The organism is Brevibacterium sp. 239c, assembly GCF_900169365.1.
Classification (GTDB): domain Bacteria; phylum Actinomycetota; class Actinomycetes; order Actinomycetales; family Brevibacteriaceae; genus Brevibacterium.
Genome location: NZ_FXZH01000016.1, coordinates 92,139 through 114,655, shown reverse-complemented (window position 1 = coordinate 114,655; position 22,517 = coordinate 92,139). Strand labels below are relative to the sequence as shown.

The 22,517-nt window shown below is 61.8% G+C and carries 17 protein-coding genes; 12 read left to right on the top strand and 5 right to left on the bottom strand.

Annotation, left to right across the window (positions count from 1 at the left end):
* The coding region (locus BSP239C_RS14715; protein WP_145997403.1) for a transposase at positions 1 to 356 on the top strand (356 nt) is incomplete at its 5' end.
* On the opposite strand, the gene BSP239C_RS14710 is transcribed toward BSP239C_RS14715, so the two are convergent.
* From BSP239C_RS14710 to BSP239C_RS14700, 3 genes are all read right to left on the bottom strand, one after another.
* Positions 325 to 897, bottom strand: coding sequence for a restriction endonuclease (locus tag BSP239C_RS14710; protein ID WP_101574105.1), 573 nt, complete (start codon positions 895 to 897; stop codon positions 325 to 327). The genes BSP239C_RS14715 and BSP239C_RS14710 overlap by 32 nt on opposite strands.
* Positions 894 to 1,985, bottom strand: a complete 1,092-nt coding sequence (locus tag BSP239C_RS14705) for a hypothetical protein (protein WP_101574104.1) — start codon at positions 1,983 to 1,985, stop codon at positions 894 to 896. The genes BSP239C_RS14710 and BSP239C_RS14705 overlap by 4 nt, the downstream gene beginning before the upstream one ends.
* Positions 1,986 to 2,377: 392 nt before the next feature.
* A complete protein-coding gene (locus BSP239C_RS14700; RefSeq protein WP_101574103.1) occupies positions 2,378 to 3,319 on the bottom strand; it encodes an amidohydrolase family protein in 942 nt (313 codons plus the stop codon).
* A gap of 81 nt (positions 3,320 to 3,400) precedes the next feature.
* On the opposite strand from BSP239C_RS14700, the gene BSP239C_RS14695 reads away from it, so the two are divergent.
* Together BSP239C_RS14695 and BSP239C_RS14690 are read left to right on the top strand one after the other, a co-directional pair.
* Entirely contained in the window at positions 3,401 to 4,216 is an 816-nt protein-coding gene (locus BSP239C_RS14695) for a DUF402 domain-containing protein (RefSeq protein ID WP_101574102.1), read from the top strand.
* A 77-nt stretch (positions 4,217 to 4,293) separates the two neighbouring features.
* A complete protein-coding gene (locus BSP239C_RS14690; protein WP_101574116.1) occupies positions 4,294 to 5,316 on the top strand; it encodes an NADP-dependent oxidoreductase in 1,023 nt (340 codons plus the stop codon).
* A 247-nt stretch (positions 5,317 to 5,563) separates the two neighbouring features.
* On the opposite strand, the gene BSP239C_RS14685 is transcribed toward BSP239C_RS14690, so the two are convergent.
* Positions 5,564 to 6,556 (bottom strand): asparaginase, encoded by a 993-nt coding sequence (locus tag BSP239C_RS14685; RefSeq protein WP_101574101.1) that lies wholly within the window; start codon positions 6,554 to 6,556, stop codon positions 5,564 to 5,566.
* Between the two features lie 84 nt (positions 6,557 to 6,640).
* Here BSP239C_RS14685 and BSP239C_RS14680 point away from each other — a divergent pair, with 84 nt between their 5' ends.
* Complete coding sequence (locus BSP239C_RS14680) at positions 6,641 to 7,090, top strand: MmcQ/YjbR family DNA-binding protein (RefSeq protein ID WP_101574100.1); 450 nt, start codon at positions 6,641 to 6,643, stop codon at positions 7,088 to 7,090.
* Positions 7,091 to 7,129: 39 nt separating this feature from the next.
* On the opposite strand, the gene BSP239C_RS14675 is transcribed toward BSP239C_RS14680, so the two are convergent.
* Positions 7,130 to 8,191: a phosphatase PAP2 family protein gene (locus BSP239C_RS14675; protein WP_180959049.1), complete on the bottom strand. Its 1,062-nt coding sequence runs from the start codon at positions 8,189 to 8,191 to the stop codon at positions 7,130 to 7,132.
* Between the two features lie 151 nt (positions 8,192 to 8,342).
* Here BSP239C_RS14675 and BSP239C_RS14670 point away from each other — a divergent pair, with 151 nt between their 5' ends.
* The 8 genes from BSP239C_RS14670 to poxB all read left to right on the top strand — a co-directional run bounded on the left by BSP239C_RS14670 (position 8,343) and on the right by poxB (position 22,350).
* Entirely contained in the window at positions 8,343 to 9,806 is a 1,464-nt protein-coding gene (locus BSP239C_RS14670) for a DUF3375 domain-containing protein (protein ID WP_101574099.1), read from the top strand.
* Positions 9,803 to 10,570 carry a DUF4194 domain-containing protein gene (locus BSP239C_RS14665; protein WP_257930230.1) on the top strand — a complete coding sequence of 256 codons (768 nt, stop codon included), beginning with the start codon at positions 9,803 to 9,805 and terminating at the stop codon, positions 10,568 to 10,570. The genes BSP239C_RS14670 and BSP239C_RS14665 overlap by 4 nt, the downstream gene beginning before the upstream one ends.
* The gene (locus tag BSP239C_RS14660) at positions 10,567 to 14,034 is read left to right on the top strand and encodes an ATP-binding protein (protein WP_257930229.1); all 3,468 of its coding nucleotides are present in this window, start codon (positions 10,567 to 10,569) and stop codon (positions 14,032 to 14,034) included. The genes BSP239C_RS14665 and BSP239C_RS14660 overlap by 4 nt, the downstream gene beginning before the upstream one ends.
* 15 nt (positions 14,035 to 14,049) lie before the next feature.
* Complete coding sequence (locus BSP239C_RS14655) at positions 14,050 to 15,381, top strand: Wadjet anti-phage system protein JetD domain-containing protein (RefSeq protein WP_101574098.1); 1,332 nt, start codon at positions 14,050 to 14,052, stop codon at positions 15,379 to 15,381.
* Complete coding sequence (locus tag BSP239C_RS14650; protein ID WP_101574097.1) at positions 15,378 to 16,541, top strand: MFS transporter; 1,164 nt, start codon at positions 15,378 to 15,380, stop codon at positions 16,539 to 16,541. The genes BSP239C_RS14655 and BSP239C_RS14650 overlap by 4 nt, the downstream gene beginning before the upstream one ends.
* Before the next feature lie 208 nt (positions 16,542 to 16,749).
* Positions 16,750 to 17,487 (top strand): bifunctional 2-polyprenyl-6-hydroxyphenol methylase/3-demethylubiquinol 3-O-methyltransferase UbiG, encoded by a 738-nt coding sequence (locus BSP239C_RS14645; RefSeq protein ID WP_101574096.1) that lies wholly within the window; start codon positions 16,750 to 16,752, stop codon positions 17,485 to 17,487.
* 83 nt (positions 17,488 to 17,570) lie between these two features.
* A complete protein-coding gene (locus BSP239C_RS14640; RefSeq protein ID WP_101574095.1) occupies positions 17,571 to 20,429 on the top strand; it encodes a DEAD/DEAH box helicase family protein in 2,859 nt (952 codons plus the stop codon).
* Positions 20,430 to 20,634: 205 nt separating this feature from the next.
* The gene (gene poxB, locus BSP239C_RS14635; RefSeq protein ID WP_101574094.1) at positions 20,635 to 22,350 is read left to right on the top strand and encodes a ubiquinone-dependent pyruvate dehydrogenase; all 1,716 of its coding nucleotides are present in this window, start codon (positions 20,635 to 20,637) and stop codon (positions 22,348 to 22,350) included.
* The last annotated feature ends 167 nt before the right edge of the window (positions 22,351 to 22,517 follow it).

The window sequence follows — 22,517 nt, the reverse complement described above, 5'->3', positions numbered from 1 at the left end:
CCGAAGTCGAAGTCACCTGGGCGCTCTACCAAGACATCGTGGCTGCTTACCGGGCCGAGGACCGCAGTGAAGGCAAGAGGCTCTTGCAGGCTGTCATCGATGTCTTGTCGGCAGGACTGCCTGCTGGATTGACGGAGTTGAGGCGGTTGGGGAGAACGCTGAAGCGACGCGCAGCGGATGTATTGGCGTTCTTCACGAGGCCCGGAACGTCGAATGGGCCCACCGAATCGATCAATGGTCGGCTCGAGCACCTTCGAGGATCGGCACTCGGGTTTCGCAACCTGACTCATTACATCGCGAGGTGCTTACTTGAATCCGGTGGTTTCAGACCGGTTCTACACTCTCGATTACGATGAGCCATATATCCAGCATGGAGTCGATGCTAGGAAGTATGCTTTGGTTACCCAATCGATCCCTTAGTGAAAGTCGCCCGAAGAAATCGATGCCCTGATCGCTGCTATGTGCAGTCAGCCTAGGGGAGGCGCAACCAAGATGTTCGAGAACGCCCCGGCAGCATGCTTCAAATTCGCGCCATTGGAGATTCTTTAAAAATAGATGATAAGCGTCATAGTTTAGGCGTCTCGTTTTCGCTCTGCGGGTGGCGTCATTGTCACTCTTTTGAATAAAAGAACTACCTTGTATATGATCATTCGAATTTTCGTTGAACGAAAATCTGCAAGGTATTGCTTCATTTTCAGTATGTACCAGTATGCTATTTAATTCTTCTAGCGCACCGTTGCGATCCTCCTCGGAAAATTCTGCAGCTGCGGTTTCGGGCGTGTTGAAATTCTGAGTCGCCAGTTCGTAGAGTACATCCTCTAGCGCTCGAGGTGCGGCATCAAGAGGCCATGATGTTGCAATAAACTCGATAATATTCTTCCGTAGTCGTTTGTTCATTGCGTTTTTGAAGTTGTACCGTCATGAGTTTCAATTATGGAATCTACTAATTGCCTAAGTTCGGTGAGAAGTTTTTTGTCGACAGTAGAGAGGTTTTTTATCTGAATGATTCCGACGTGGCCGAGAGACTTATTTGTCGACTTAACTTTCGCGACCCATTCGCGAGAGGCTTGATCGGCTTTCACTAGTGCGACTGCGTCGCTGAAGGATTTATTTAAGTCTACTAGAGATTCGTAGGCATCTTCGTCGTCAAGAAGAGTTTTCATTTCTCGAACCTGCGAATATTTATCGATTTTAGCCGACCGCATTGTTTGTTGCTCATCTTCATGTGGAGAGATTAGAGAATAGAAGACATCTCGGTGATTTTCATTCTCGGCTCGTCCCTCCTCGTCATTCCACTGCAGCCAGTTTTTGACTTTGGTTGTAGATAGGGCTTCGTGGAAAAGCGGATACAATTCCGTAGTTACATGGTCGCCGTACTCTTCGTTGTTTCGCATTTCTTCTATACCTCGGAATGCTCGGTATCGGCGATTTACCTCGATTGCACTGAGCCCAAGCTTAGAAGCGACATCTGGGGTTGATAGTTTATGTTCAGTTCGTAGTTCGAATACTAGCTTTGCGCTTTGGTACCCACCCCATTCTTTGATTCCGCCGACGTGTCGTACTCCCATGATCGTTAGATAGGCGCTTGGATCTTCAGAATTCAGCAGTATGACGGGGAGGTTGCTTAGAGATTGAAGTAGCTTTTCTGGAACTGGAATTCCCGAATCGGCTTGATTTTTGATTTCGCGTAACGTCGCTACCCTGCGGTTGCCTTCCAAGACTACATATAGGTCTTCGCTATCATTATGTTCGAAGGGTTTGACGACGATTCTCTCTACCGGCAGGAATCCGTTTGTTATGATGGATTTTCGTAGTTCTGAAATTCCGTCGTTCACTAGTCGCTGGTTAATCTTTTTCTGGACCGTTGTATCCTGGAACTTTTTCTCCGGCACCTGCGGCAGGTTCGTTTCACCGGTGAATCTATAGTTGTTGGGGTCGAGGAGCAATTTTTCAAGAGGTACAGTTCTTGCTTCGTAATTTTCCACTGGGCGACTCCGTTGTTGGTCGGTGCGATCTTCTCAATGATATGACTATCGGTTTAGTGTTTGCTAGGCCCACCTTAGGGCGGTGTTTCGTTATTTGCAGGCACTGCCGTATTGGCGCAGGTCGACGCTTGTGCTTTGGCGGGTGAGTTCGCGCGCCGCAAAGTCTATTTCACAGGTGGTCGGGGAGATGCAGAGCGGCTTTGACGTCGCATTGGGTGTGGTTGGGTATGTGCTGGTTTGTGTCTATTGCACAGTTACGTGTCTAGTCCTGTGATACGCCATTCCACTACTGGAGGATAGGGCAGGCGGTACTTAGCGACGTCGTTTAAGGGAGCAAGGGGAATTTCTGTGGTGTCTCATCGGTCAATGATAAGTTGCTATTTCATCATTGTTCATTCTTCGAGGCCGAGGATCCTGGCACCGTTGTGCCACAGCACCGAACGCATCCAATCATCGCCGAGGCCCAGCCCGGCCAGCCCTGAGACCTGATCCGCATAGGGGTAGGGAATGTTCGGGAAGTCCGAGCCGAGGATGATCTTGTCCTGCAGATCAGCCAAGCGTTCACGGTAGCTCGGGTCCACCTCGGCGGGGGAAGAGAAGAACCCGGAGGCATACATCGTCGTATCCAGATGGACTCCGCTGTAGTCCTCGGCGAGCGTGGCGAAGGCGTCGTATTCGGGCATGCCCATGTGGGCGATGACGAACTGCAGGGACGGATAGCGTTCGAGCACATTCGCCACGGCCCGCGGCCCGGTGTAGGTCCCGGGCAACGGCTCGGAGCCGGCGTGGATGACGACGGGCACCTGCGCCTCGGCGAGTGCCGCCCATGCGCGGTCGAGTACGCGGTCATCGGGGGAGAAGCCGCCCACCTGGATGTGGACCTTGAACAGTCGGGCACCGGCCGCCAATGCCTCTGGGACGTAGTCGGCAGACTCCGGCTCGGCGTAGAGGGTTGCGCAGTGGATGACATCATCATGGGCGGCAGCGAAGTCACGGTTCCAGTCGTTGAGCCAAGCGGCCATGCCGGGTTTGTGCGGGTAAGTCAGGGCCGGGATTGCGCGAACGCCCAAGTCACGCACGATCTGCAGACGGGTCTCGGTGTCATAGCGGTAGTGGATGGGCCATGGGTAGCCGTAGCTGGATTCGGCGGCATCGAAGTACGCCCATACCTTGTCGAGGACATTCTGCGGCAGAAAGTGGATGTGGATGTCGGCAAGGCCGGGAATGCCGAGGGCCTCGAGGTAGGCCGGGATGTCGGCATCAGCGCATGGTGGTTCGATCGCGTCGCTGTGATCGACGGCATCATTGCGGTCGTGAGGTGTGAAGTCGTCCATACGCCCCACCCTAGACGGTGGGAGCTGAGCAGAATCAGGGGCATCCAGCGCCCACCCATGCCGCACGTTTAGACTGCCCCCATGAAGTTCACCGATCCCTACGAGATCGACGTCCCACCTGGCACTCGGCACGTGGGCGAAGGCCCATTCTGGAGGCCCGGTGAGACTGTGACCTGGTCATTTCGACGCTTCGACTTCGACCGGGACCACGCCGAGGTGCGCCGTCCGATGCGTGTCATCGAGGACTCCGACGCCGGTGCTGTGCTGTGGATGGCTGGGGGCACGGAGACCGTTGATACGAGGATCGTCGGCTGGGAGGATTCCAATCCTCATGATGTGCCCCTGAAGGCTCGTTTCCGTCCCCTCGCCGAGGCGCCCCGACGCATCAATGCTCCCGGCAGCTGGCGCGGACTCGGAGTGCTCAAAATCGTTCCGCCCCGTGTTCCCTTCTCCGTGTGGGTCCTCCTCAAACCGGTCGTCGATGGCACAGTTCGTGGGGACACGATCTCGGCGCACTGGTACATCAATCTCGAAGCCACCCACCGGCGCACGGATGACGCACTGTATACGAGTGATCACATCCTCGACATCACGTTCCCCGTCGACAGCATGCCGTTGCACAGTCCGGCCGGCCTCAACCCGAACGGGGCGGTGTTCAAAGACGTCGACGAGCTCGCCGCAGCGGCTGACTACGGTGCCTGGCCACGGGAGTGGTCGGACATCATTCGGAGCAATGGTGCGGAGCTGCTTGACCACCTAGGCGAGTTCACCTGGGCATTCGATCCGAAGTGGGAGACGATGGCACGGAAGCTTGTGTCCACGACGAGCTCGGATTCTTCGCGAAATCAGGAACATCAGCGGGTCCGAGGTGGTTGCTACAGCAAGGACTGGATCTAGGCGCGGCCTTGTCGGTCCGCAGACCAGAAGCGACCGTGCGCAGACAGTGCACGGCGTCGATGAAAGGAATCATGTCCATGACGACTAACCACCGGATTCTCCTGAACTCCCGCCCAGTAGGTTCGCCCACAGCCGAGAACTACCAGCTCGACGAAGTGGAGCTGGCGACGCCGCAGGATGGTGAAGTTCTGCTTCGGACCCTGTACCTCTCGCTCGACCCTTATATGCGCGGTCGGATGTCGGATGCGAAGTCCTATGCGAAGCCGGTCGAGGTCGGCGATGTCATGGTCGGCGCCACGGTCTCCGAGGTCGTCGAGTCGAATTCCTCTGACTTCTCCACTGGTGACACCGTCCTCGGCTACGGCGGATGGCAGGAGTACTCCGTCGAGAAGGCCGCACACTTGCGCCGTCTCGACCCTGAGGTCGCTCCGGTCAGCACCGCTCTCGGTGTGTTGGGCATGCCTGGCTTCACCGCATACGCAGGTCTCCTGGAGATCGGCCGCCCGCAGCCCGGTGAGACCGTGGCCGTCGCTGCCGCCACCGGTCCCGTCGGCTCGGTGGTAGGTCAGATCGCGAAGATCAAGGGTGCGAAGGCCGTCGGCATCGCTGGTGGACCCGACAAGGTCGCCCACCTGAACGAGCTCGGTTTCGATGTGGCGCTTGACCACCGGACGGGCAACCTCAAGAACGAACTCAAAGAATCGGTGCCACAGGGCATCGACGTCTACTTCGAGAACGTCGGCGGAGACGTGTTCAAGGCAGTCCTGCCACGTCTGAACACCTACGCACGAGTGCCCGTCTGCGGGCTCGTCGCCAACTACAACCTGACAGAGCTGCCCGAAGGACCGGACCGTTCGGGTGCGCTCATGGGCAACATCCTCACGAAGTCACTCAACGTCCGCGGCTTCATCCAGACAGAGTTCGTCGAGAAGCACCACGAGGCCTTCCTCTCCGACATGAGCGGATGGGTCAAGGAAGGAAAGGTCCGTTACCGCGAGGACATTCGTCCGGGACTCGAGAAGGCTCCCGAGTACTTCAACGATCTGCTCACCGGCGGAAACTTCGGCAAGATGGTCGTAGCCGTCGGCGCCGAGAGCTGAGACAGCCCGCGGCGGTTAGCCTTCGGCGCTGATACAGGCGCAGGTTGAAGCTGCAGATTTCCCTAGCAGCCTGCGTAACACTCCAACGGCCTGCAGATTTCACAAACAGTCGGTAAGCTATGGTCGAATTTCTCAAGTTTTTCGACCGGAACTTGCCGACTGTTTGGTGCCACGGTGATGAGGGGCGCCGTCGGTCGACGAAGGCGGTCTGAAGTTGCTGCTCCCTGTGAACTCCGGGAGGCAGCACTTACGCGAACGCCGCGAACACCTCGGCGGTGTCCAGATCCAGGCTCAGAGTCAAGGTCAGAACGATGCGGGCCTTGCGGGCGTCGAGAATCCCCGCGGGAATGAGGCCGGAGGCGAGCAGCCCGATCTCACCGCCGGGGTAGCCGTAGGTGTTCGCCAGGCTCGCGCCCGAGCCTGGCCGCGACGCAAGGACGACGGGCATGGCTTCGCCGAGGCGGGCCACCGCTGGCAGCAGATGCTCAGGGACGTGTCCGCCGCCGACCCCGGAGATGACGGCGCCGGCGAATCCGGAGTCGATGAGCTGGGTCAGAGTCTCCTCGGGTTCGCCCATCCCCACCTCGGTGAGGGCGACCTCGGCCAGCGTCTCTGGACGGGGACGGCCCGCGAACGGCGAGACGCTTGCGGCAGCAGGCGCGTGGGGGAGCCGGACGATGTCTTCGCTGATCCACCCGATCGCACCGAGGACGGGGCCGGAGGAGAACGCTGCGGTCGAGGTCACATGGGACTTGCGGACGAAGCGCGGGTCGTGGATCTCATCGTTGAAGACCAGGCTTGCGGGCAGATTCTTCGCCAGGGGCGACAGCGCGGTCAGCGCGGCGGAGCGCACGTTTGCCGGTCCGTCGGCGCCGGGCAGGGTCGGATTGCGCATTGCTCCGGTGGCGGCGATGTGGGTGGCCGAATCATTGAGCAGCCAGAGCGCGAAGGCGCTCTCCTCAAGTGTGTCGGTGCCCTGCGTGAGGACTATGCCGTCGACCTCGCTGGTGCGGGCCAACTTCCGGACCTCGAAGAGCATGTCGAGGGTGACATTGGCGCTCGAGACCTGCGACACCTGGGTGAAGTCAGCCTGCAGGTCCGGCCAGATCTGGTCGAGGCCGGCAGCCGCGGCAATCTCCGCGCCGCTCAGTGCGGGGGCCACGCCACCAGACTGGTTCGAAGTCGATGCGATGGTTCCGCCGAGGGCGGCGACAAGGAGTCGCGGAGCGTTTTCTGACATGGGTACGAGTCTATCGGGCGCTGCTCTGGTGGGTCGACGGTGATCAGCGGACCCCGTGTCATGGCCGTTTGCTAGCATCCGAGCATGGATCCAGACACCGTCCTCACCCTCGCTCATGATCAGGCGATTCAGTATCCGTCTGTGGAGATCGAGCAACCGTTCGGACCGGAGTACAACGTGTTCAAGGTGCGCGGGAAGATGTTCATGATGCACTTCGACCTGCGCGGTGTGCCCAGTATCAACCTGAAGATAGACCCGCTCGACGGCGAGGTGCTTTGCGATGCCTATGAGGAGATCACTCCCGGATATCACATGAATAAGAAGCACTGGGTCACCGTGGCTGGTGCTGGCACCGACGATGACGAAAGTGTCGGCATCGGCACTGGGGATAGAGGCGGCGGTTCTGGGAACCTACTCGACTCTGAACTTCTACACGATCTGGTCCTCGAGTCCTACTGCCTCGTCGTCGCGAAACTGCCGAAGAAGGACCGGCCAGTCGACCCGAAGATCTTCGGCGGGAGGGATGGAGGCTGATCGGGCCCTGGCCCCGGCCCCGGCGCCGGTCCTCGGCGCTCAGGCGGTTTCGGCGTGAGCCCGTTCCCCAGCAGGATCAGCAGCCCGGAGTCCATCACGCGGCGTCGCCGATTGGCGTCTGTTTCCGGTGACCCATGCGCCCAGGGACACTGCGGCCCAGCCGATGCCCATGCCCGCGATGTCATCGATGACGTAGTGCCACCCGAAGTAGAGGGTAGCCAGCACTGTGAGTCCGAAGAACACCCATGTCAGAACCTGCGTCAGTCGACGCTGCCGGGTGCGCATCATGAAGAGAGCAGCGGCGAAGGTCACGGAGACATGCAGAGAGGCGAAGGCGGCCACGCCTTGGATCACCCCGCTGCCGGACGGGTCGGAGAGGAAGTCGAGGCGAGTGGTGATCAGTGACTGCTGAAGGTCGCTGACCTCTGTCTGGGCAAGTCCGCTGTAGAGATCAGGACGGGTGAACGCCGGTCCAAGAGCAGGCATGAGGTAGTAGCTGATTGTGCCCAGAACCCAGTTGAGACAGAGCATCGTCGCATACCAGGCGCCGATGGCGAGATTGCGGTTGAGGATGAGTACGATGCCGAGGCTGATGGGGATGAGCGGAAGGTAGGCGAGGTAGACGAGGGAGAGCACCTGGGCCATGACCCCGGTGCCGAACACATCGTGCAGGACGACCGCGGGGTCAATCCCTCCTCCGAACCAGAGGTCGAATCGCAGAAGCTGCTGGTCGTAGAGGACCCCGTGGCGGAAGATCGGAAGGTTGCTTTTGAGGTTCCGATAGCTGAGGTAGCAGATGTAGAAGCTCATCATGCCGGTGGTGATGCACAGCACTCGGCGGAGGTTCCACTCGTTCTGCACGACTTTGATCATCGCCCTCGGCAGCTGTCTCCATCCGTTGGTTCGCAGCGCGTCGACGAAGATTCCTATGCCGAAGATCAGCAGCGCCAGCAACGGCATCCGAACATAGGCGGGGCCGAGGAAGCCGTCTGGATCTTTGAGTGGCTGCCCGAGGTAGATCGAGGAGGAGAGGGCGACCACTGCGACAGCGAGGGAGAGCAGTATGGCGAACGTGTAGGGCCATCGTCGTATCCGAACCATCGGGACACTCTATAACGATTCGGCAACGAGGTGGCGAATTCTGTGTGACCTGTCACTGGCTGAAAAATACTGTGCCGTTGCCTGCGAAAACCATGAATCCCGACGTCCTTGAAATTGGCAACAGGCCTCATCGGCGCAGACAATAGAGGACATGTCTGCCCTCAGCTCAGCACTCGCCTACCGGCGTCTGCTCGACTCCAATGCCACACTGCGCATGCTGCGGGCCGACCATCTCCCCGTCATGGCCGCGACGTTGGGTACTCACCTGGGCAAGCCCGGCACCCGAATCTCCACCGAAGACCTCCACGAGTCCATCGACTCGGACTTCGAAGAACTCCGCGATCACTTCGACTTGTCCACACGGACGGCCAAGGCCTACTGCGACGACTGGCGAAGGGCAGAGATCCTCGTCCGGCGGCCGGCCACAGCGGCGAGAGGTGAGACCTACGAACTCTCGGCGGCGGGATTCGATGCCATCCGCATGCTCGAACAGCTGCGCACCCCGCCCCAGACCGCGACCGAATCACGGCTGGTCAGCCTCGCCCAATCGGTCCGACAGCTGGCCATCGACACCGACCCGGACAGCTCCCGCCGACTGGCATCCCTGCACGCAGAACGCGACCGCATCGACGCTGAGATCGCCCGGGTCCGCCGCGGTGACCCACGCTCGATCGTCCTCGACCGGCGCCGCGCGAATGAACGCGTCGGTGACATCCTCCAACAAGCTGAGGGTCTGCCCGCCGACTTCGCCCGCGTCCGCGCCCGCTTCGAAGAGCTCAACCAGGAGCTGCGGATCTCGATCCTCGCCGCCGAGGACTCTCAATCCAAGGTCCTCGACGAGGTCTTTCGCGGCGTCGACCTCATCGAATCCTCCGATGAGGGCAGAACGTTCTCCGCCTTCTCCGCGCTAGTCCGCGATCCCGAACAAGCCTCGGCCTTCGACGAGGACATCGCTTCCATCCTCGATCGTGACTTCTCGGCCACGCTCTCGGCTGAGACTCGCCGATCACTGCGCACCCTCATGCGGCAGATGAAGGACGGCTCCCGCGAAGTCTCCGACATTCTCTCCGAATTCGCCCGCGGGCTGCGGCGCTATGTCCATTCCCACGAATTCCAACGCGACCGCGTCATGCGCAACCTGATCCAGGACGCCCTGGCAGCGGCGGCACCGGTCTCACAGGTGCGCAAACCTTACGACAACCTCGGCGTGGATCTCGAGCTCTCGAGCGTGGCATTGGGCAGCCTCGGGGAGGTCATCCTCCATGACCCCACCGAATTCGATGCCGGTGCCGAACTGGGTGAGGCGACCGAGACAGAAGTCGACTTCGCTGAACTCATCGCCGTCGCCCGGGAATCCGAGATCGACTTCTCCGAGCTGTCTGACAACGTCAACCGGGCCATCGATGGAGTCGAGCAGGTCTCCGTCGCCGAGGTGCTCGACCATTTCCCAGCCTCACAGGGCCTGGCGAGCGTCGTCGGTCTCCTTTCCCTGGCCAGCACCTATGGACATGTCGACCCCGAGTTGCGGGACCGACTTGAATGGGCCGGGGTCGACGGAATTGTCCGCAGCGCCACGATCCGCCGTCACTACTTCACCGAAGGCGTCACACTATGAGCAACTCCGCAGGCATCCCCACCGACGGCGCGGCACACGAATCTGCGGCGCACGACTCCGGAACTGAAGCATTCGCGCGCAATCCGAGTGCACTCTGGTTCGACGACACGGGCACCCTGGGTGAGCGCACGCGTCGAGTTCTCCTCGAACTGCTCAAGGGCCCCTACGTCTCCGGTGCGCAGAGCCCGCAGCTGTGGTCGGCACTGGTCGCCGATGAGGGAATCGTGCGATCACGGCTGCACGACCTGTTCCTTGAACTCGTCATCGACAAGATCGACGAATTCGCCTTCACCCGCAAGGTCGTCACCGAGGAGGTCGACGTGCCTGCGGCCGTGCGCAGCGAACGGCTGACCTTCCTCGACACCGCCATGCTCCTCGTCCTGCGCCAACTGCTTCTGGCAGCACCAGGCGAGCGGCGGGTGATCGTCGATCGCGAAGAGGTCTACGAACGCCTGGCGATCTATCGCACCGGCGACGAGTCCACGTTCCAACGCAACCTCAACGGTGCGTGGAACCGGATGAGCAACCGTCTGCGTGTCCTCCACAAGGCAGGTGAGGACCGCTTCGAAGTCTCGCCGATGGTGAAGTTCCTCATCGACGAGGACCAGGTGCGCGAGCTCATCGAGGTCTACGAACGCATCGCCGCAGGAGAGGCCAAAGGCTCCGTCGCCGAGGCAGCGTTCAGTTCACACGACACCGACGACACCGACGACAACGACGATTCCGAGACTGACGAACCCGAGACTGAGGAGGAAGAAGCATGACCGAGGCTCTCTTCCCGCTCGATGCCGCACTCATCGCGGATCAGGCCCGCGCCCGCAGCGTCGATCGTCCCGATGTCGGCAGCCAGTGGCGGCTGTCCGAGATTCAGATCGCGAACTGGGGCACCTTCGACGCCGACATCCACCGCATCCCCGTCTCCCACAAGGGCCACCTCATCACCGGACCTTCAGGCTCCGGCAAGTCCTCACTGCTCGACGGCATCGCCGCGGTGCTCACCCCGGACAAGTGGCTGCGCTTCAATGTCGCCGCCCAAACCGCCGGCAGCCGGGTCGACCAGCGCAGCCTTGTCAGCTATGTTCGCGGTGCATGGACCCGCACAGCGGATTCCGATGAGGACCGTGTCGTCAGCAAGTACCTGCGCCCACGCGCCACCTGGAGCGGCATCATTCTCCGCTACGACAATGGCACCGACCGTCCGCTGTCGCTGGCCAGGCTCTTCTTCATCAAGGGTTCGGGCACGAAGATGACCGATCTCTCCGACGTCTGCATTCTCGAACGGGCAGGCCTCGACCTCGCAGACCTGCAACAGTATGCACGAACCGGCCTCGAGACCAGGAAACTGAAAACCGAGCACCCCGAAGCGCTCATCACGTCCAACGGCTCCCATGCCAGGTTCTACGCCCGGATGCGCAAGGTCTTCGGCATGGCCAGCGAATCGGCGCTGCAGCTGCTGCATAAGACTCAGTCAGCCAAGAGCCTCGACAGTCTGGACCGGCTCTTCCGCGACCACATGCTCGAACCGCCGGTCACCTTCGACCTGGCCGAGACCGCGGTCAACCAGTTCGGAGACCTCAAAGACGCTCACGATCATGTCGTCGAACTGCGCCGCCAACGCGACCACCTCCTGGAATTGCGTGAGGCCTCGAACCGCTACGATTCCGCCCATGAGTCCGCGGCGAAGTCGATTGCGCTCAACGATGCCCTGCTGCCGTTCCAGAAACGCCGCGAGCTCGACCTCATGCGCTCGGACCTCTCGGCGCTGCGCCGCGAGCTCGTCGAAATCGAAGTCGCGGCCGACAAGGCCAAGAAGGACTATGACGCCGCGGTCGACGAATACGACCTCGCCCGCCGTGCCACCCTCGACCTCGGCGGTTCGGAGGCCGAACACCTGCAGCAGCGCATCGACACGGCCGAGACCGAACGTCGCGCCATCGCCGATCGGTGGGCCAGTCTTGAGCGACAGCTGAAGCAAGCAGACATCGAACAGGTGCCCACCTCGGCGGCGGAATTCGCCGAACTCCAGACTCAGATCGCGTCCACCCTCGACGAGGAGACTCAGGCCTCAGGGCCCAGCCACGCCGATCACGACCGTTTCTCCAAGGCCCGCGCACAGGTCAGAGAGCTCGAAGCTGAGATCGACTCCCTGCGCCGTTCGGGTTCGACCGTGCCGGGCAATCTGCTCCAGATCCGAGAGGAGCTGGCCGAGGGCACGGGACTCAGTGCGAAGGCACTGCCCTTCGCCGCAGAACTCATCGACGTCGATCCCGACCACGCTGCCTGGACTGGGGCGATCGAACGCGTGCTGCGCCCACTGGCACTCACCGTCCTCGTGCGCAGCGAGAATCTCGGCGCGGTCCGCTCGTGGGTCGACTCCCACCGCGTCAAGGGCCGACTCGTGTTCGAAGAGATTCCCGCCCAAGTGACGAAACCACGACCCGCCAATAGCGCGAAGTCCCTGGTCAACAAGGTCACTATCGCCGAAACTGGGTTCGGGGAGTGGGTGCAGTCCACTCTGTCCGAACGCTTCGACTTCGCCTGCGTCGACAGCCCTGACGAACTCGACGACCACCCCCGTGCCGTCACCATCAAGGGACAGATCAAGACCTCGAGGACTCGCTATGAGAAGGATGACCGGCGGCGCATCGATGACCGCAGCCAATGGGTCCTCGGCGACCGAGAGAACAAGCTCGAAGCCCTCATCTCCGCATTGAAGGAAGCTCAGGCGGAGCTGGCCGAGGCGCAGGCCATCGTCGAAGCCGCGAACGCACAGACCGCACAAGCCCACCGCAGGAAGGGCATCCTCGCCGGTATCCGCGAGCAGTCCTGGCGCGATGTTGACCTGGCCGGGGCGAAGGAGAAGATCGCGGCCCTCGAGAAGGCCCTGCGCGAACTCGAAGACGCCGACGGTGACCTGCAGCAGGCGATCGGAGCCGAACGCGAAGCCCGTGCGGCGAAGGAAACCGCCGAAGTCGCCACCCGTGACAGCGACTACGCCCTGCGTCGGGCGAATGAAGACATCACCAGCCTGCGGACCAGTCTCAACGGTCTCGAAGATGACGTCACTGCCGGGCGCATCCCCGAGGTGGATCCGACGATCGCCGAGCAGCTCGAGGTCCGGTTTAAGCGAATCCAGCGCAGCATTCGACGCGAATCTCTGTCGGAGATCGGACAGCAGGTCTCCCAGACTCTGCAGTCGGAGAAGGACAAGGCCCAAGCCTCGGCGAGCGAAGCCGGTCAGTCCGTGACCAGGTTGGCCGCCGAATTCAAAGCCGCCTGGTCTTCGGTCGCCTCCGATCTCACCGCCGATGTCGCCGACAGGCACGACTACCTGGTGATGCTCGACGAGATCCTGGCCCATGGCCTACCCGATCATGAGAACAGATTCCGGGACCTGCTGCGCCAGCGCTCCCGCGATCTCATCGGCGAACTCCTCAACGAGATCCACGCCGCCCCACGTGAGATCGAAGACCGGGTCGCACCGATCAACTCATCCCTGCTGCGGTCCCAATTCGACGAGGGCCGCTACCTGCGGCTGAAGGTCAAGACCCGACGCAGTGAGACCGTCAACGCCTTCATCGCCGACCTCCGCAAGGTCGCCGGCGGCACCTGGGGCGAGGAGGACATGGCCACAGCGGAGGACAAGTACGACACCCTCGCCGAGGTGATGCGTCGATTCTCCTCAAGCGAGCACGTTGACAAAGTGTGGAAGAACCAATGCCTCGACACTCGACTGCACGTGAGCTTCCTGGCCGAGGAGATCGACGACCACGGTCGCGCCCACGCCACCTACGATTCCGGTGCGGCGATGTCCGGCGGTCAGCAGCAGAAGCTCGTAATCTTCTGCCTTGCAGCAGCACTGCGCTACCAGTTGGCCGATCCGGACGAGGCGATCTCGAAGTACGGCACGATCATCCTGGATGAGGCGTTCGACAAGGCCGACACCAGGTACACGCGCATGGCGCTCAATATCTTCATCGAGTTCGGATTCCACATGGTCCTGGCCACCCCACAGAAGCTGCTGCAGACCATCGAACCCTATGTCGGTGCGGCGACCTCGATCGAGAACCCGAGTCGACAGAAGACCCTCGCAGCGACCATGGTCTGGGAGACCGAGAACAGCGAAGAGCCGAGCGGTGAAGCCCAGGCGGACGAGGCGGCTGCCGTCGCTGACGAAGCGGCTGCCGGCGATGAGGTAGGCGCAGGTGAACCCGACGATGAGAGCTGATCGGGGGAGGCGACGATGACCATGCTCACCGTCGCCGAGGCGCGGGCGAAAGCGCGTACCCGCCTGCGCTCGTCGATGTCGACCTGGGCCACCCAGACGGACTCGAACTGTGTGAGTCCAGACGGCGGCGCAGAGACTGGCCTCGACGTCAGCGTTCCTACCTTCGCAACTGTCGAGATTGCTCTGCATCCGCCCACGGAGAAGCACGTGCTCGAGGATCAGCAGGCCGCAATGGAATGGGCTGCAAGCTGGCGGAAGATCGCTGCACCCGGTGTCAGTGACTCGAGGTTGGAGAACCTCAGCAGTCCGGTCATCGACTGGGCCGAACGCTCCTGGGTGCGGGTCGGGCGCCAACGGATCCCGCTGCGTCTGCGGTTGCGTACACCGGATGCTGTGGCAGACTTCGTCGGTGGCGACGAGGCCAGCCAGTGGCGTCGGCTGCGGGATCGGACCGCGACGATCAGGTCACGATTCGACGATCAGCACAGTGCCGCCTCGGCGATCAAAGCTCATGCGAAACGGATCCTCGGACTTGAACACACCGAGTTCGACACGCTCCTTGACGTCGTCGCCTGGTTGCGCCATCACCCCGTGGGAACCCTGCGGCCCCGACAATTGCCGATCCGCGGGGTCGACTCAAAATGGTTCGAAACACACCGCTCACTGGTCACGGCACTGCTGGAGGCAACTGGGAGACCCGATGCGGTCGACGTTCTCGACGCTGAACCTCGGATTCGGATGCGCATCCTCGACCCGGAACTCACACCGTCAGGACTCAGCGACATCAGCACGCCAGTAACTCAGCTCAGCGATCTGGCGATCGCGCCGCGGCTCGTCTTCGTCTTCGAGAATCTCGAATCGGTGCTCGCGATGCCCGATTGGGCCGATGCTGTGGCTGTGCACGGATCGGGTTACGCGGTGGACAACGTTGCCCGTCTGGCCTGGGTGCACGGAGCGCGAGTCATCTACTGGGGTGACCTTGACTCGCATGGGTTCGCGATCCTCTCTCGGCTGCGCAAACACCTGCCGCACGTGGACTCGACGCTCATGGACGAGGCCACTCTCACCGACCACAAGGATCTGTGGGTCCAGGAGCCGAAACCCCACACAGGAGTGTTCCCGGAGCTGACTGGGACGGAAGCGCGGGCGCTGAACCGCCTGCGTGCCGAGGGCGACGTTCGACTCGAGCAGGAGCGCATCCCGTGGGCCACCGCGCTCGCCGCACTGAAAGCAAAGGCCGCCTCGGCGGGGGAGTCTGCAGACGCGTCGAATAAGTCTTCGGCCTCGCCAGGGGAGCCGACAACCTCGGCGAGTGAACTCGATGCCCCGCGAGGGGCACAGGGATGACCGACCGGCCTCGCGGAGGGCTGGTTGCCCTCTGCATTGCCGAATTGGCCAGCTGGGGTCTGCTCTATTACTCGCTGCCAGTGGCGGTGACTCCGATCTCTGCCGATATGGGCTGGAGCCACACCACTGTGACTGCGGCACTGACCCTCGGGCTCATCGTCTCCGCGCTCGCCGGCGTCCGCGTCGGAAAGCTGCTCGACGCGCACGGGCCCAGAACGCTCATGAGCGTCGGCACGCTCATCGGCATCCTCGCGCTGCTGCTTGTGGCAGCGGCACCGAATCTCTTCGTCTTCTTCCTCGCGTGGGTGCTGGCTGGATTCGCCCAGGCCGCCACCCTCTATCCGCCGGCCTTCGCTGTCGTCACCCGCTGGTACGGAGCCGAGCGAACCAAGCCACTGACAACGATCACGCTGGTCGGCGGCCTCGCCTCGACGGTGTTCGCCCCGATCATCGCTTGGCTTATCGACTCGTGGGGCTGGCGACCGGCCTATGTCATCCTTGCCGGGATCCTGGCCGTGACAGCTTTGCCGATGCACTGGTTCTTCCTCAACCGCGGGTGGACCGATGAGATGTCGCGGAATTCGACGGTGCCGTCGCGCGCGGAGATCCGCAGCATCACCCGATCCCCGACGTTCGTCATCCTCCAGATCGCCGTCGCGCTGGCGACCTTCACCCTCTTCGCCGTCACGATCAACATCATTCCTCTTATCATCGAGCGTGGAGCCGGGTACTCGCTCGCCGCGTTTGCTCTGGCACTCGTCGGCTTCGGGCAGGTTTCCGGACGGTTCTTCTATCCGGCGTTTGCACGGCGCACGAGTTCACGGGCGCGAACGGTGCTGCTGCTCGGCGCTGGAGCTATCGGACTGTGGCTGCTCGCCTTCGTGCCCGGACCTATCTGGCTGCTCATCGGCATTGCGATGATCGCCGGTGGTGTCCGTGGATGCATCACGCTGCTGCAGGCGACTGCCGTGGCCGACCGGTGGGGGACCGCAAACTTCGGGGCGATCAATGGCGTCTTCGTCGCTCCCATCACCGCCGGCACCGCTCTGGCGCCGGTGGCAGGTCCGGCTCTCGCCGGAGTCGTCGGCAGCTATCCGATGATGGCGATCGTCATGGCCGCCCTCCTGACCGGGGCGACGGTGCTGTCGGCAAGGACGTGAATTCGGCACCGGCACCGGAACGGGCCGTGGAACAGCATCCGAAAGATGCGGTGCACGAATTACCACAATACCGAAACGTGTAAAGAATTCGTCGTTTTCCTTACACGTTTCAAGAACGTAGCAAATTACTTGTCATGTCTTCTGTCAGCTCGCGACTTCAGCCGACGGAGGATGTTTACGGAAGCGGACCATCAGCTATTCTGGACGTGTGCCTGATGCGTTGTTTTCAGACCCCCGGCTAGCTGGAGTCTACGATCCGCTTGACCCGGACCGGAGCGACCTCGACATGTATGTCGACGTCGTCAAAAGGTTCGGGGCCAGTAAAGTTCTTGACGTTGGCTGTGGAACAGGAACATTGGCCTCCCTTCTGGCTGAATTGGAGATTTCCGTTCTGGGCCTCGATCCCGCGTCGGCATCTATCGACATCGCACAGTCGAAGGTGGTTTCTGACTTCGCTGAGTTCATCGTCGCCGAGGCTCCTGACATTGCTGTCGATCCTGCTCGGCACCGCGGCTTTGACCTGGCAACTATGACCGCGAATGTTGCGCAAGTCTTTCTCGACGATGATGAATGGCTGGCCACCCTTCGGGCAATACACTCTTGTCTTCGCCCGGCGGGACGCCTGGTTTTCGAAGCCAGACGACCCTCCGATCGTGCCTGGATCCGCTGGACCAAAGAACTGACCTGGCGAGTAGTCGGCGTCGATGGCGAGGGACCGGTCGAGACGTGGGTGCAGGTCACCGAGGTCAATGGCGAGTACGTCTCCTTTGACGCACCGACGATCTTCCACAGTGATGGTGAACGAATCAATTCCACGTCGACCTTGCGCTTCCGAACCGAAGACGCGGTGAAAGGCTCACTGACAGACGCTGGCTTCGGCACCATCGACGTCCACGACCTTCCCTATGCTCCCGGGCGTGGATGGCTGTTCATCGCTTCTGCCTGAGTCGCGCTGGATAACTTGAGTCGGCTTGGACAGATTCTGCCCTTCTTCGCTGTCGATCAAGGGCTCGTCTTAGACTGATTGCCATGTCGATGCCCGAGGTGAAGCCAATGCGAGGTCACCGACCTCCGTTGCGCCGACACCAACGCGAGGCACTTGACGCACTCACGAGTTCAGTCAGCGCCGAATCTCGCCGATCTTGGATCGTCCTGCCGCCGGGTGCAGGGAAGACCCGGGTCGGGCTCGAGCATGCGCAGCATCTGCTCACCAACGGACATGTCTCGAAGATTGTGGCCTTCGGCCCCAACACCGCCATCCAGACTCAGTGGGCGAACGCCTGGAACAGCCACAGTTCCGATCGCCTCGGCGAAGGTGCCGACAACGCCGCTGACGAGCCCGCCGCCGGAGGCACCGACCGCGCCGGACTCGACCGGAGACTCACCACCCAATTCACCGCTCTGACCTACCAATCGCTCGCTGTCTTCGATGACGACCGCGGAAGCACGAAGAACCTCCTCGACGAACTCGCCCCTGGAGGGCGGGAACTCGTCGACCGCCTTCGCGATGTTGGACCTCTGCTGCTCATCCTCGACGAATGCCACCACCTGCTCGACGTGTGGGGCAGCCTGCTGACCGAACTCCTCGACCTGCTCCCTGAAGTCTGGGTGCTCGGACTCACAGCCACTCCTCCCGGAACAATGACGACAGCACAGTCAGAGCTGGTGACCGGACTGTTCTCCGACATTCGCTACTCCGCTTCGATCCCTGCAGTCGTCAGAGAAGGCGATCTGGCTCCATTCGCGGACCTCGTGTGGGTGACGACCCCGACGAACGAGGAGAACAGCTGGCTATCGGGGCAAGCTGTGCGATTCACCGAACTCATCACCGACATCCTCGACCCCACTCAGGGCTCGGTGCCGTTCCTCGAATGGGTCGACAGGCGGTTCCTGGGCACCCGAGAGCACGTTGTCAGTTGGGTGGCCATGAGCCGCTCGACACCGGAACTGTGCTCGGCTGCGCTGCGGCTGCACCACGCGGATCTGCTCCGTTTGCCTCCCGGTGCCAGTCCCGCCGAACAGCATCGCCGCAATCCCGATGCCGAGGACTGGGCGCTGCTCATCGACGATTGGATGCGCCACCACCTGATGGTCTCCGAGGAGGCAGAAGACATCGAACTCGCCGAGGTGATCCGTCGTGACCTGCCCGCAATCGGGTACCGCTGGACCCGGAACGGCATACGGGCGGGACGATCACCCGTCGACCGCGTGATCGCCTACTCGGCGTCGAAGCCACAGGCGACGAGCGAGATCATCTGCGCCGAGGCGGCCAACCTTCAAGAACGCATGCGGATGCTGGTCCTCTGCGACTTCGAATCGCTGACAGCGACGCTGCCGGCCGACGTCAGCGGGGTGATCAGCGAACGCTCCGGTTCGGCCCTGCTCGTTCTCGAAACACTCGTCTCCGATGCCCGCACCTCCGGCCTCCGACCACTGCTCGTCTCCGGCAAGACCGTGGCTGGAGCTCCGGAGGTGCTCGGCGAGCTGCGTGCTCGGATTGCCGTATCCGACGAATCCCTGGCTTCTCGTTTGCAGGTGAGCGAACCGGTATCTGGAATCAGCCGACTCGAGGGTCCGTGGACCAGCCGGACGTGGGTTCCCTATGTGACCGACTTCTTCACCACGGGCAGGACTCAGGTGCTCATCGGCACCCGTGCCCTCCTCGGCGAAGGTTGGGATGCACCGGCCATCACCGGATTGATCGACTTGAGCACCGCGACCACACCGACGGCGGTGACGCAGACCCGCGGTCGTGCGTTGCGGCGAGACCCTGACCAGGCACACAAGGTCGGGCTCAACTGGACCGTCGTCTGCGTCAGCCCCGATCACCCACGCGGTAACCAGGACTGGGGGCGTCTCGTGCGCAAACACGACGGCTTCTTCGGCACGGATTCTGAGGGTGAGGTCGTCGACGGAGTGGCTCATATCGATTCCGCGTTCTCGCCCTACGAGCCTCCCTTGCCCGATATGGCAGACGAGATCAACGCGCGGATGATCGCCCGCTCCCAAGACCGCGGGGAGATCGCCCAGCGGTGGCAGGTCGGCAGTGACTATCAAGACGAGGAGATGCGCTCGGTGCGAATCCTTCAGCGCACCGGCCATCGACGCACCGAACAGTCGAGCCTCACCTCAGCCGACCCCGTTCGCAACGGCGATGTCAGCGTTTTGCCGCGCCACCTCGGCGGGGATCCGGGGCACATCCTGCCATTCCGGGTGAGGACTGCCACTGTCGTGCCCTGGACGGGACTTGGACTGATTCTCCTGCTGCTGGGTGTGGCGATCGACGATGTGGGCGGCGTGGTCCTCACGGTGCTCGGGCTTGTCCTTTGGCTGAGCTTGCCGGTGGTGCTGTCCGTAGCCGGAAAACGACGAACTCGGCTCTATGCTAAGCCGCCGACGGTGGGCCAACTTGCCGGTGCCGTCGCCGATGCCCTGCACAGTGCGGGGTTGAGCAAGACAGGATCGGACTCGGTGCGTGTACGCGTCGACGCGAGTGGGGATCTGCGGTGTCATCTCGATGCGGAAGCCCAGTCCGCGGAGGTCTTCGCGCTCGCCCTCGACGAGGCGGTGTCCCCGATCGCCGACCCGAGGTATCTGGTTCCTCGCTGGTCTCTGCCGCAGTCATCGATTGGAGCGCGCGGACTGTGGGAACGTCTGAAGGTCGGGTGGTCGAATGCGCAGCAGAGCGATCCGGTCTGGCACGCGGTGCCTTCAGCTCTCGGCACGAGAAGAGAATCGGCAATAGCGTATTCGCGAGCGTGGAACCGGTGGATCGGCGGCGGTGAAGCGGTCTACACGAGGAACCCGGAAGGCGCAGGCGTCCTCACCGCATATCGCGGAACGAATCCGATGCAGATGACTTCTGTGCTGCGGACATCCTGGCACTGAGCTTCGGGCCGTGAGCTTCGGGCCGTGTGCATCGGACATTGTCGTATGGTCCGGCGGTGCTGTCTCTGACTTCACATGCCCGACCGCTGACCTCGGGGCTAGACTGAAACCGCGGTACCAGCCTGCGTCGGCACTCTGACTGGGATGCTGACGGGGTCCACCCAGGAGCTGAGAGAGCTCCACGTGTTTCAACGGAAGGAATCCTATGCCCACCGTCGCCAGAAACATCGTCGATACCCTCGTGGCCAGCGGAGTCAAGAGGGTCTACGGGATCCCGGGAGATTCGCTCAATGGTTTCACTGATGCCCTGCGCGTCAACCCCCAGCTCGAATGGGTCCAAGTCCGCCACGAAGAGGCGGCATCCTTCGCCGCCAGTGGCGAGGCCGCACTGACCGGTGAACTCGCCGTCTGCGCAGGCAGCTGCGGGCCGGGTAACCTCCACCTCATCAACGGACTCTACGACGCCCAGCGCTCCCGGGTTCCCGTGCTCGCGATCGCCGCTCACATCCCCAGCGATGAGATCGGCTCGGGCTACTTCCAAGAGACCCATCCAACCGACATCTTCCGCGAGTGCAGTGTCTACCTCGAACACGTGGCCACCGCGGAGCAGATGCCCCGCCTGTTGCGCATCGCCATGCGCGAGGCCATCGAGAAGCGCGGCGTCGCTGTCCTCGTCATCCCTGGCGACATTGCCCTGACGGAGATCAATGCCGCCGCCGAGGTGGTCAATTCTTATCCCTCGCATATGATCCCTGCAGAATCCCAAGTGGAGGCGGCTGCAAAGGCACTGAACAAGGGCAAGAAGACGACGATCCTTGCCGGTGCCGGTACAGAAGGTGCCCACGACGAGCTCATCGCTATCGCGGAGAAGCTGCAGGCGCCGATCGTCCACGCGCTGCGTGGCAAGGAATTCATCGAATACGACAACCCGTATGACGTGGGCATGACCGGACTTCTCGGCTTCTCCTCCGGTTATCACGCACTCAAAGGCTGCGACACTCTGCTTATGCTGGGCACCGGTCTTCCGTACCAGCAGTTCTATCCTGACGATGCGACGGTCATCCAAGTCGACATCCGAGGCTCCCAGATCGGACGGCGGACCCAGGTCGACATCGGACTGGTGGGTACGGTCGCTGATACTGTTGACTCCCTCCTTCCCCTGATCAAACCGAACCGCAGCAGCTCGCATCTCAAAGCGATGACCAAGCACTATGCGAAGACTCGTAAGGAACTCGATGAGCTCGCGACTCCGTCGAAGCGGACGATTCACCCGCAGTACCTGACGCGTCTGATCGACGAGATGGCCGACGAAGATGCTGTGTTCATCCCCGATGTCGGATCCCCCGTGACCTGGGCAGCCAGGTATCTGACCATGAATGGCAAGCGTCGGCTGATCGGTTCCTTCAGCCACGGTTCCATGGCTAATGCCCTCTCGCAGAGCGTCGGTGCGCAGTCGGCCTACCCTGACAGGCAGGTCGTCGCTCTGGCCGGTGACGGCGGGTTGGCCATGCTCCTCGGTGAGTTGCTGACCTTGACTCAGAACAAGCTGCCGGTCAAGACCGTCGTCTACAACAACTCCTCACTGAACTTCGTGGAGCTGGAGATGAAGGCCGCTGGATTCGTCACCTTCGGAACGGAACTGGACAACCCGGATTTCTCCACCATCGCCGAGGCGGTCGGCATCAAGGGCTTCCGTGTCGAGAAGTCCAAGGACCTGCCGAAGGTCGTCAAGGAGTTCCTCGCTTACGACGGCGCTGCGGTTCTCGATGTGGTCACCGAACGGCAGGAGCTGTCGATGCCGCCGACGATCACCGCCGAGCAGGCCAAGGGCTTCGCCCTCTATGCAGTCCGCACGGTGATGTCGGGCAAGGGCGACGAACTCATCGACCTAGCCCAGGCAAACATCCGCCAGCTGTTCTGAGGTTGCGCGTTCGCGGCAGGCGGCGCACCTGAACCTGAGAGCAGCCGCCCTCGCGGGAGGGCAGCCGCGGTCGAACAGCCGCGAACGAGGTAGAACCGCTCTACGGCCAAACGGTTGGTAAGTTCGTCTTGATCCTTGCTTCGGGATCGAGACGAACTTACCAACCG

Coding starts and splice junctions, on each gene's coding strand:
- BSP239C_RS14710 (WP_101574105.1), bottom strand. CDS start 897: ATGAACAAACGACTACGGAAGAATATTATCGAGTTTATTGCAACATCA.
- BSP239C_RS14700 (WP_101574103.1), bottom strand. CDS start 3,319: ATGGACGACTTCACACCTCACGACCGCAATGATGCCGTCGATCACAGC.
- BSP239C_RS14695 (WP_101574102.1), top strand. CDS start 3,401: ATGAAGTTCACCGATCCCTACGAGATCGACGTCCCACCTGGCACTCGG.
- BSP239C_RS14690 (WP_101574116.1), top strand. CDS start 4,294: ATGACGACTAACCACCGGATTCTCCTGAACTCCCGCCCAGTAGGTTCG.
- BSP239C_RS14685 (WP_101574101.1), bottom strand. CDS start 6,556: ATGTCAGAAAACGCTCCGCGACTCCTTGTCGCCGCCCTCGGCGGAACC.
- BSP239C_RS14680 (WP_101574100.1), top strand. CDS start 6,641: ATGGATCCAGACACCGTCCTCACCCTCGCTCATGATCAGGCGATTCAG.
- BSP239C_RS14675 (WP_180959049.1), bottom strand. CDS start 8,191: ATGGTTCGGATACGACGATGGCCCTACACGTTCGCCATACTGCTCTCC.
- BSP239C_RS14670 (WP_101574099.1), top strand. CDS start 8,343: ATGTCTGCCCTCAGCTCAGCACTCGCCTACCGGCGTCTGCTCGACTCC.
- BSP239C_RS14665 (WP_257930230.1), top strand. CDS start 9,803: ATGAGCAACTCCGCAGGCATCCCCACCGACGGCGCGGCACACGAATCT.
- BSP239C_RS14660 (WP_257930229.1), top strand. CDS start 10,567: ATGACCGAGGCTCTCTTCCCGCTCGATGCCGCACTCATCGCGGATCAG.
- BSP239C_RS14655 (WP_101574098.1), top strand. CDS start 14,050: ATGACCATGCTCACCGTCGCCGAGGCGCGGGCGAAAGCGCGTACCCGC.
- BSP239C_RS14650 (WP_101574097.1), top strand. CDS start 15,378: ATGACCGACCGGCCTCGCGGAGGGCTGGTTGCCCTCTGCATTGCCGAA.
- BSP239C_RS14640 (WP_101574095.1), top strand. CDS start 17,571: ATGTCGATGCCCGAGGTGAAGCCAATGCGAGGTCACCGACCTCCGTTG.
- poxB (WP_101574094.1), top strand. CDS start 20,635: ATGCCCACCGTCGCCAGAAACATCGTCGATACCCTCGTGGCCAGCGGA.